Genomic DNA, 9117 nt, shown 5'->3' with positions numbered 1-9117 from the left:
GCGAGCGCCGCTTCCGGCGCCACCACCACGGCATCCGCGACCCCGTCGGCCGCGACCCACTGAATCTCTCTTTCGAATCCGGAAAGACCATCATGAGCGACAACAACACACAGACCACCGCTGCTCCTTCCTCCGCCGCGGTCCCCGAAGCAGGCAACGGCAAGCGCCGCCGTGCACTCACCGCGCTCACCGCCGCGGTGGTCGTGGTCGGTGGCGGCTGGGGCCTCTACGAATGGCTGGTGGCCAGCCACTACGAGGACACCGACAACGCCTACGTGCAGGGCAACGTGATCCAGATCACGCCGCAGATCGGCGGCACCGTGATGGCGATCAACGCCGACGACACCGACTACGTGAAGGCCGGCCAGCCGCTGGTACAGCTCGACCCGGCCGATGCCAAGGTCGCGCTCGAACAGGCCGAGGCCGCGCTCGCGCAGACCGTGCGCCAGACCCGCACGCTGTACGCCAACAACGGCTCGCTGGCCGCGCAGGTCACGCTGCGCCAGAGCGACATCGTCAAGGCGCAGAGCGACATCGCCAAGGCCCAGGACGACCTGCAGCGCCGCCGCGCGCTGTCGGGCAACGGCGCGGTGTCGAAGGAAGAACTCAACCATGCCGAGACCACGCTCGCCAACGCGAAGAGCGCGCTGGCCGCGGCGCAGGCCGGCGTGATCGCCGCGCGCGAGCAGCTCGCCAGCAACCAGTCGCTGACCGAGGGCACCAGCGTGGCCGAGCACCCGAGCGTGCTGGCCGCCGCCGCCAAGGTGCGCGAGGCCTATCTCGCCACGCAGCGCGTCGCCATGCCCGCGCCGGTCGACGGCTACGTCGCCAAGCGCACCGTGCAGCTCGGCCAGCGCGTCGCGGCCGGCACGCCGATGATGTCGATCGTGCCGCTCAACCAGCTGTGGGTCGACGCCAACTTCAAGGAAGTGCAGCTGCGCAATATCCGCATCGACCAGCCGGTGAAGCTCACCGCCGACGTCTACGGCAAGAAGGTCGAGTACACGGGCAAGGTCGCCGGCCTCGGCGTGGGCACCGGCAGCGCCTTCGCGCTGCTGCCCGCGCAGAACGCCACCGGCAACTGGATCAAGGTGGTGCAGCGCGTGCCGGTGCGCATCGCGCTCGACGCCGAGCAGCTCAAGGCCAACCCGCTGCGCATCGGCCTGTCGATGGACGTCGAGGTCGACATCACGCAGAAGGCCGGCAAGATGCTGGCCGACGCGCCGCGCGCCGCCGCGCTCACGCAGACGCAGGTCTACAGCCAGCTCGACCGCGGCGCCGACGCCGAGGTCGACCGCATCGTGGCCGCCAACCTCGGCAACAGCGCGACCGCCAAGGCGGTGCACGTGCCCTCGGTGCCCGCCAACCGCGCCGCGCCCGCGATCTCGCCGGCCTCGGCCGCGCAGATCCCCGCACAAGGCCAGCCCGGTTGATCGCCACGGCGCTTTCGTTCCGACCGCTGTCGCGCTGAACCATGGCCACCGCCGCCGCACCCGCCTACGTCGCACCGCCTCCGCTCGAGGGCTCCGCCCGCGTGTGGGGGACGATCGCGCTTTCGGCCGCCACCTTCATGAACGTGCTCGACTCGTCGATCGCGAACGTGTCGCTGCCGGCCATCTCGGGCGACCTTGGCGTGAGCACCACGCAAGGCACCTGGGTCATCACCAGCTTCGCGGTGGCCAATGCCATCGCGGTGCCGCTCACCGGCTTCATGACGCAGCGCTTCGGCCAGGTCCGCCTGTTCGTGGCGAGCGTGATCCTGTTCATGATCAGCTCGCTGCTGTGCGGCCTGGCGCCGAACATGACCACGCTGATCGCGTTCCGCGCGCTGCAGGGCTTCGTCGCGGGACCGATGATCCCGCTGTCGCAGACGCTGCTGCTGTCGAGCTATCCGCGCGCCAAGGCCGGCCTCGCGATGGCCATGTGGTCGATGACCACGCTGGTCGCGCCCGTGATGGGGCCGCTGCTCGGCGGCTGGATCACCGACAACATCTCCTGGCCCTGGATCTTCTACATCAACATCCCGGTGGGCATCGTCGCCGCGGCCATCACCTGGGTGCTGTACCGCAAGCGCGAGAGCCTGACCCACAAGGTGCCGATCGACGCCATCGGCCTCGCGCTGCTGGTGATCTGGGTCGGCGCGCTGCAGCTCATGCTCGACAAGGGCAAGGAGCTCGACTGGTTCCACTCGGCGCAGATCGTCACGCTCGCGGTGGTGGCCGTCGTCGGCTTCGCCTTCTTCCTGATCTGGGAGCTGACCGAGAAGCATCCGGTGGTCGACCTGTCGCTGTTCAAGCGCCGCAACTTCTGGTCGGGCGCGGTCGCCACCGCCGTGGCCTACGGCCTGTTCTTCGGCAACGTGGTGCTGCTGCCGCTGTGGCTGCAGCAATGGATGGGCTACACCGCGACCCAGGCCGGCATGGTGATGGCGCCGGTGGGGCTGCTGGCGATCTTCCTGTCGCCGGTGGTGGGGCTGACCATCGCCAAGGTCGACCCGCGCCGCTACGCCACCTTCTCGTTCCTGGTGTTCGCGCTGGTGCTGTGGATGCGGTCGAACTTCAACACCCAGGCCGATTTCGGGACCATCATGATCCCGACCTTCATCCAGGGCATCGCGATGGCGTTCTTCTTCATCCCGCTGGTGACGGTCACGCTCTCGGGCCTCACGCCCGATCGCATCCCGGCCGCCTCGGGCCTGTCGAACTTCCTGCGCATCACGGCCGGCGCCATGGGCACCTCGATCGCCACCACCCTGTGGGAGAACCGCGCGACGCTGCACCATGCGCAGCTCGCGGAGTCGATCAACCAGGGCAACATCGCGGCCACCAGCGCGATGTCGGGGCTCGCGAGCAACGGCTTCAGCACCGAGCAGGTGATGGGCCAGATCAATCGCCTGGTCGACCAGCAGTCCTTCATGCTGGCCTCGAACGACATCTTCTATGCATCGGCCGTGCTGTTCCTGCTGCTGATTCCGCTGGTGTGGTTCGCACGGCCGCAATCGGGCGGCGCGGGCAGCGACGCGGCGGCCGGCGCGCACTAAGCCCGCTTTCACCGCATCACCCACGGACCCCCAGGTTTCGCAAGAGGCCTGGGGGTTTTGTTCGCATACAGTCGCGCGCATGGATCAGTTCGCCGCCTTGAAGGCATTTCGCGCCGTGGTCGAGGCCGGCGGCTTCACGGCCGCGGCCGCGGCCATGGACGTCTCGCACACCGTCGTCTCGCGCCAGGTCAAGCAGCTCGAGGCCGCGCTCGGCGTGCAGCTGCTCAACCGCACCACGCGCCGCTTCGCGCTCACCGAGGCCGGCCAGACCTACTACCAGCACAGCCGCCAGATCCTCGACCAGCTCGAGGCCGCGGCGCTGGCCGTCGCACGGCACCAAGTCGAGCCCACGGGCCTGCTGCGCATCAACGCGCCGATGTCCTTCGGCCTCGAGGCGCTCGCGCAATGGCTGCCGGCTTTTCTCGAAGCGCATCCGCAGCTCAAGGTCGACCTGGTGTGCAACGACCGCTTCGTCGACCTGATCGAGGAGGGCTTCGACGTGGGCCTGCGGCTGGCCTATGCGCTGTCGGACTCGACGCTGATCGTCAAGCGGCTCGCGAGCTTCGAGGAGTGGTGGGTGGCCTCGCCCGACTACCTGCGGCGGCGCGGCACGCCGGTCGTGCCGGCCGACCTCGCGGCGCACGAGTGCCTCAACTACTCGCTCGCGGGCAAGGTCGGGCAGCCGAGCTTCACCGCGCGCGACGGCAGCGTGCACACGGTCGAGGTCGGTGGCCGGTTGCAGGCCAACAGCGGCATCGTGCTGCGCACGGCCGCGCTGGCCGGCACCGGGCTCGCGCTCTCGCCGGCCTTCCTGCTGCGCGACCATCTCGCGCGCGGCGAGCTGGTGCGCGTGCTGCCGGACTTCAGCCAACCGGCGTTGAACCTCTTCGCGCTCTATCCGCAGAACCGGCACCTGTCGCCCAAGGTGCGCGCCTTCGTCGATTTCGCGGCGGCGCGTTACAGCGCCGGCTGATCGAGCAGCCGCAGCAGCTCATCGGTCGAGCGCACCTCGGCCACCACGTCCGACACGCCGCGCAGCGCCGCGCGATGCAGTTCGCGATGGCCGAGCACGCCGCCGTCCTCCAGGTCGAGGTCGCGCGTCGCGCAGGCATCGCCCGCGATCAGGTTCTGGTAGCCGCGAGGCGCGGCATCGAAGGCGGTGGCCGACACGCACATGTGCGTCATGAGGCCGGTGAGGATCAAGGTGCGGATGCCGCGCGCCTGCAGTTCGGCATCGAGCGAGGTGCCCGCGAAGGCGCTCGGTGTCGCCTTCGTCAGCACCGCGTGCCGCGCGGCGGGGCGCAGCTCGGAGTGGATGTCGAAGGCCGCGCTGCCCTGCGCGAAGATCGGGCTGTCGGCGGGCGCGAGGTGCTGCACATGGAACACCGGCATCGCATGCCGGTCCGCCGCCTCGATCAGCCGTCGGGCCTGGCGCAGCGCCGGCAGGCCATCGGGGATCGGCATGCGGCCGTCGAAGTACTCGTTCTGGAAATCGATCGCGATCAGCGCCGTGGTGGCGGGATCGAGGCGGGTGGTCGGCTGCGCGCCGGTGAGCGTGCGGATGCTGGGATGCTGCATGGACTTCTCTGTGTGACTGAAGAAGACCGAAGCGTACGAAGCGCGGGCCTGCCGGTGTAGATGCGCCGCCGCACAACACTTGTGCGAATCGCGAAGGTCGGCGCGCACGGGTCGAAGCCACCTGCCTGCCGCCGATGGACCGCGTGCGATGCAGCGGCGATGTAGTTCGGAAGTGCGCGCGAAAAAGCAGCGATCGCGTGCGCGCGGCATGCTGCGGTGCACATGCTTTGTCGTTGCGGCGACAGTGTGCCGACGGCATGCATGCCGGACATGCGTCACCGTTCGAGAAGGTTGCACTGCAGCATAGGCATTTGCCCCAGTATGCAAGCGAGAGGCGCCCCCCAACAATCGGTCCGCGCTCGATGGTGGCGCTGTGAGAACAAACGCATGACAGACTTTTTCGGTCACTACCCGGGCGGCTTCGCGAGATGAGCGACGTCATTCTCGAAACACGCCAGCTCACCAAGGAATTCAAGGGTTTCACCGCGGTCAGCAAGGTCAATCTCTCGGTCGTGCGCGGTTCGATCCACGCGCTCATCGGACCCAACGGCGCAGGCAAGACGACCTGCTTCAACCTGCTCACGAAGTTCCTCGAGCCCACCAGCGGCACGATTCTTTTCAACGGCCAGGACATCACGGGCGAGCGCCCCGCGCAGATCGCGCGGCGCGGCATCATCCGCTCGTTCCAGATCTCGGCCGTGTTCCCGCACCTTACGCTGCTGGAGAACGTGCGCCTGGGGCTGCAGCGCCGCCTGGGCACCTCGTACCACTTCTGGAAGAGCGAGAAGTCGCTCGAGCCGCTCAACGCCCGGGCCCGCGAGCTGCTCGCGGAGGTGGGCCTGGAGGAACTCGCGGAAGAGCAGACCGTGAACCTGCCTTACGGCCGCAAGCGCGCGCTCGAGATCGCGACCACGCTCGCGATGGAGCCCGAGCTGATGCTGCTGGACGAACCCACGCAGGGCATGGGCCATGAGGACGTGCACCGCGTGGCCGAGCTGATCAAGCGCGTGTCGGCGGGCCGCACCATCCTGATGGTCGAGCACAACATGAGCGTGGTCTCGACCATCGCCGACACCATCACCGTGCTGCAGCGCGGCGCCGTGCTGGCCGAAGGCCCCTACGCCGAGGTCTCGAAGAACCCGCAGGTCATGGAGGCCTACATGGGCACCACGGACGGCCAACTGCAGGGAGCCCACTGATGACCGCCGCATTGGAAATCAAGGGCCTGCAGGCCTGGTACGGCGAATCGCATGTGCTGCATGGCGTCGACATGGTCGTGCAGCCGGGCGAGGTCGTCACCTTGCTGGGCCGCAATGGTGCGGGCCGCACCACCACGCTGCGCGCGATCATGGGCCTGACGGGCGCGCGCAAGGGCAGCATCGAGGTCAATGGCCGCGAGACGATCGCGATGCCCACGCACCGCATCGCGCACCTGGGCATCGGCTATTGCCCCGAGGAACGCGGCATCTTCGCGAGCCTGTCGTGCGAGGAGAACCTGATGCTGCCGCCGGAGCTGAAAGGCGCGGGGCAGGGCATGTCGGTCGACGAGATCTACGCGATGTTCCCGAACCTGGCGGAGCGCCGCCACAGCCAGGGTACGCGGCTGTCGGGCGGCGAGCAGCAGATGCTGGCGGTGGCTCGGATCCTGCGCACGGGCGCCAAGCTGCTGCTGCTCGACGAGATCTCCGAAGGCCTGGCGCCGGTGATCGTGCAGGCGCTCGCGCGAATGATCACGACCCTGCGTTCCAAGGGCTACACCATCGTGATGGTGGAACAGAACTTCCGCTTCGCGGCGCCGCTGGCCGATCGCTTCTATGTGATGGAGCATGGCCGCATCGTCGAGAAGTTCGGCGCCGCCGAACTCGAAGCCAAGATGCCCGTGCTCAACGAGCTGCTGGGCGTCTGAACCTTTTTCCCCTCCCGTCCACAAGACCCCGACGTTCCCGTCCTCATCTCACAAAGATTCTTTCAGGAGACTTCGCATGCAAAAGAAACTCGGCCTCATCGCAGGTGCCATCGCCGTCCTCGCCCTCGCAGCCACCGGCGCGCAGGCCCAGGAAAAGGTCAAGATCGGCTTCGTCACCGACCTGTCGAGCCTGTACGCCGACCTCGAAGGCAAGGGTGGCGCCACCGCCATCCAGATGGCCATCGACGACTTCGGCGGCAAGGTGCTGGGCCAGCCCATCGAGCTGCTGACCGCCGACCACCAGAACAAGGCCGACATCGCTGCCTCGAAGGCGCGCGAATGGATCGACACCGCCGGCGTGACCATGGTCTTCGGCGGCACCAACTCGGGCGTGGCGCTGGCCACGGCCAAGGTGGCCGAAGAGAAGAAGCGCGTGTACTTCAACAACGGCGCGGGCAGCTCGGTGCTGACCAACGAGCAGTGCAGCCCCTACACCATCCACTACGCCTACGACACGGTCGCGCTGGCCAAGGGCACGGGCGCGGCGGTGGTCGACCGCGGCGGCAAGAGCTGGTTCTTCCTGACCGCAGACTACGCCTTCGGCCATGCGCTCGAAGCCGACACCACCAAGGTGGTGAAGGAGAAGGGCGGCTCGGTGGTGGGCTCGGTGCGCCATCCGCTCAATGCGTCCGACTTCTCGTCCTTCCTGCTGCAGGCGCAGAACTCGAAGGCGCAGATCCTCGGCCTGGCGAACGCCGGCGGCGACACGATCAACGCGATCAAGGCCGCGAAGGAGTTCGGCATCAACAAGTCGATGAAGACCGCCGGCCTGCTGGTGTTCCTCAGCGACATCCACAGCCTGGGTCTCAAGAACACCGAAGGCCTGCTGCACACCACGAGCTGGTACTGGGACCTGAACGACGACACGCGCAAGTTCGCCAACCGCTTCTTCGAGAAGACCAAGCGCATGCCGACCGACGTGCAGGCCGCCGACTACTCGGCCACGATGACCTACCTGAAGGCCGTGGCCGCCGCCAAGACCACCGATTCCGACAAGGTGATGGCGCAGCTCAAGAGCATGAAGATCGACGACTTCTACGGCAAGGGCCAGATCCGCGCCGACGGCAGCTTCATCCACGACATGTACCTGGTGGAAGCGAAGTCGCCGGCCGAGTCGAAGAAGCCCTGGGACTACCTGAAGGTGCTCAAGACGCTGCCGGGCGACCAGGTCTTCACGACCAAGGCCGAAACCAAGTGCGCGCTCTGGAAGTGAAGAGCGCCTGAGACCGCCCCGCCGAAGAACACGAGACCACCACGAGGATCACCACCATGAAACGCAGCGCCATCGCTTCCGCCTGTCTGCTCGCCACTGCCTTCGTGGCGGCGGGCGCCGCCCAGGCGCAGGACAAGGTCAAGATCGGTTTCGTCACCGACATGTCCAGTCTCTACGCCGACGTGGAGGGCAAGAATGGCGCGGTGGCGATCCAGATGGCCATCGACGACTTCGGCGGCAAGGTCAACGGCCTGCCGATCGAACTGCTGACCGCCGACCACCAGAACAAGGCCGACATCGCGGCCTCTAAGGCGCGCGAGTGGATCGACACGCAGGGCCTGACCATGCTGTTCGGCGGCACCAACTCGGGCACGGGTCTCGCGATGGCCAAGGTGGCGCAGGAGAAGAAGCGCGTGTTCGTGGTCAACGGTGCCGGCACCTCGGCGCTCACCAACGAACAGTGCAGCCCCTACACCGTGCACTACGCCTACGACACCGTCGCGCTCGCCAAGGGCACGGGCGGCGCCGTGGTGGAGCAGGGCGGCAAGAACTGGTTCTTCCTGACCGCCGACTACGCCTTCGGTGCCGCGCTCGAGGCCGACACCGCGAAGGTGGTGAAGGAGAAGGGCGGCACGGTGGTGGGCGGCGTCAAGCATCCGCTCAACGCCTCCGACTTCTCCTCGTTCCTGTTGCAGGCGCAGAACTCCAAGGCGCAGATCCTGGGTCTTGCCAACGCGGGCGGCGACACCATCAACGCGATCAAGGCGGCCAAGGAATTCGGCATCACCAAGTCGATGAAGATGGCCGGCCTGCTGGTGTTCATCACCGACATCCACAGCCTGGGCCTGAAGAACACCGAGGGCCTGCTGCTCACCACCAGCTGGGACTGGAACCTCGACGAACGCACGCGCGCCTTCGGCCGCAAGTTCTTCGACAAGACCAAGCGCATGCCCACCGACATCCAGGCCGCCGACTACTCGGCCACCATGACCTACCTGAAGGCGGTGCAGGCGGCCAAGACCACCGATGCCGACAAGGTGATGGAGCAGATCAAGAAGATGCCCATCGACGACTTCTACGCCAAGGGCACGGTGCGCGCTGACGGCCGCTTCGTGCACGACATGTACCTGATGCAGGTCAAGGCGCCGTCCGAGTCGCGCCAGCCCTGGGACTACTACAAGGTCGTGGCCAAGCTGCCGGGCGACCAGGTCTTCACGACCAAGGCCGAGAGCAAGTGCGCGCTCTGGAAATGACCGACCCCCGCGGGCCCGCTCGGGCCCGCGCCTGCTGAATCCCCTATGACCATTTCCCTCCCCGCCC

Annotated in this window: 8 protein-coding genes; 7 read left to right on the top strand and 1 reads right to left on the bottom strand. The window is 67.4% G+C overall.

The window, feature by feature from the left end; translation table 11 throughout:
- The first annotated feature begins 92 nt into the window (after positions 1-92).
- The 3 genes from AC27VN_RS23265 (at position 93) to AC27VN_RS23255 (ending at position 4013) form a co-directional block, all read left to right on the top strand.
- Complete coding sequence (locus tag AC27VN_RS23265) at positions 93-1433, top strand: HlyD/EmrA/EmrK family protein (protein WP_093339332.1); 1341 nt, start codon at positions 93-95, stop codon at positions 1431-1433.
- 41 nt (positions 1434-1474) lie between these two features.
- Positions 1475-3040 carry a DHA2 family efflux MFS transporter permease subunit gene (locus AC27VN_RS23260; RefSeq protein WP_093339330.1) on the top strand — a complete coding sequence of 522 codons (1566 nt, stop codon included), beginning with the start codon at positions 1475-1477 and terminating at the stop codon, positions 3038-3040.
- Positions 3041-3119: 79 nt separating this feature from the next.
- Entirely contained in the window at positions 3120-4013 is an 894-nt protein-coding gene (locus tag AC27VN_RS23255) for a LysR family transcriptional regulator (protein WP_490878041.1), read from the top strand.
- Here AC27VN_RS23255 and AC27VN_RS23250 read toward each other — a convergent pair.
- Positions 3998-4618 (bottom strand): cysteine hydrolase family protein, encoded by a 621-nt coding sequence (locus AC27VN_RS23250; protein WP_490878040.1) that lies wholly within the window; start codon positions 4616-4618, stop codon positions 3998-4000. The two genes, AC27VN_RS23255 and AC27VN_RS23250, sit on opposite strands and share 16 nt — an antisense overlap.
- Before the next feature lie 428 nt (positions 4619-5046).
- Here AC27VN_RS23250 and AC27VN_RS23245 point away from each other — a divergent pair, with 428 nt between their 5' ends.
- The 4 genes from AC27VN_RS23245 (at position 5047) to AC27VN_RS23230 (ending at position 9050) form a co-directional block, all read left to right on the top strand.
- On the top strand, positions 5047-5817 hold the full coding sequence (locus AC27VN_RS23245) for an ABC transporter ATP-binding protein (RefSeq protein WP_208513586.1): 771 nt from the start codon (positions 5047-5049) through the stop codon (positions 5815-5817).
- Positions 5817-6524 (top strand): ABC transporter ATP-binding protein, encoded by a 708-nt coding sequence (locus AC27VN_RS23240; protein WP_431509544.1) that lies wholly within the window; start codon positions 5817-5819, stop codon positions 6522-6524. The genes AC27VN_RS23245 and AC27VN_RS23240 overlap by 1 nt, the downstream gene beginning before the upstream one ends.
- 76 nt (positions 6525-6600) lie before the next feature.
- On the top strand, positions 6601-7797 hold the full coding sequence (locus AC27VN_RS23235; RefSeq protein WP_093356156.1) for an ABC transporter substrate-binding protein: 1197 nt from the start codon (positions 6601-6603) through the stop codon (positions 7795-7797).
- Positions 7798-7853: 56 nt separating this feature from the next.
- Complete coding sequence (locus AC27VN_RS23230; RefSeq protein ID WP_093356153.1) at positions 7854-9050, top strand: ABC transporter substrate-binding protein; 1197 nt, start codon at positions 7854-7856, stop codon at positions 9048-9050.
- The last annotated feature ends 67 nt before the right edge of the window (positions 9051-9117 follow it).

This window comes from Variovorax sp. 20P10.2.4, from assembly GCF_058244205.1.
Note: the sequence above shows the minus strand (reverse complement) of the source record. Positions and strands in the feature narration are given on the sequence as shown.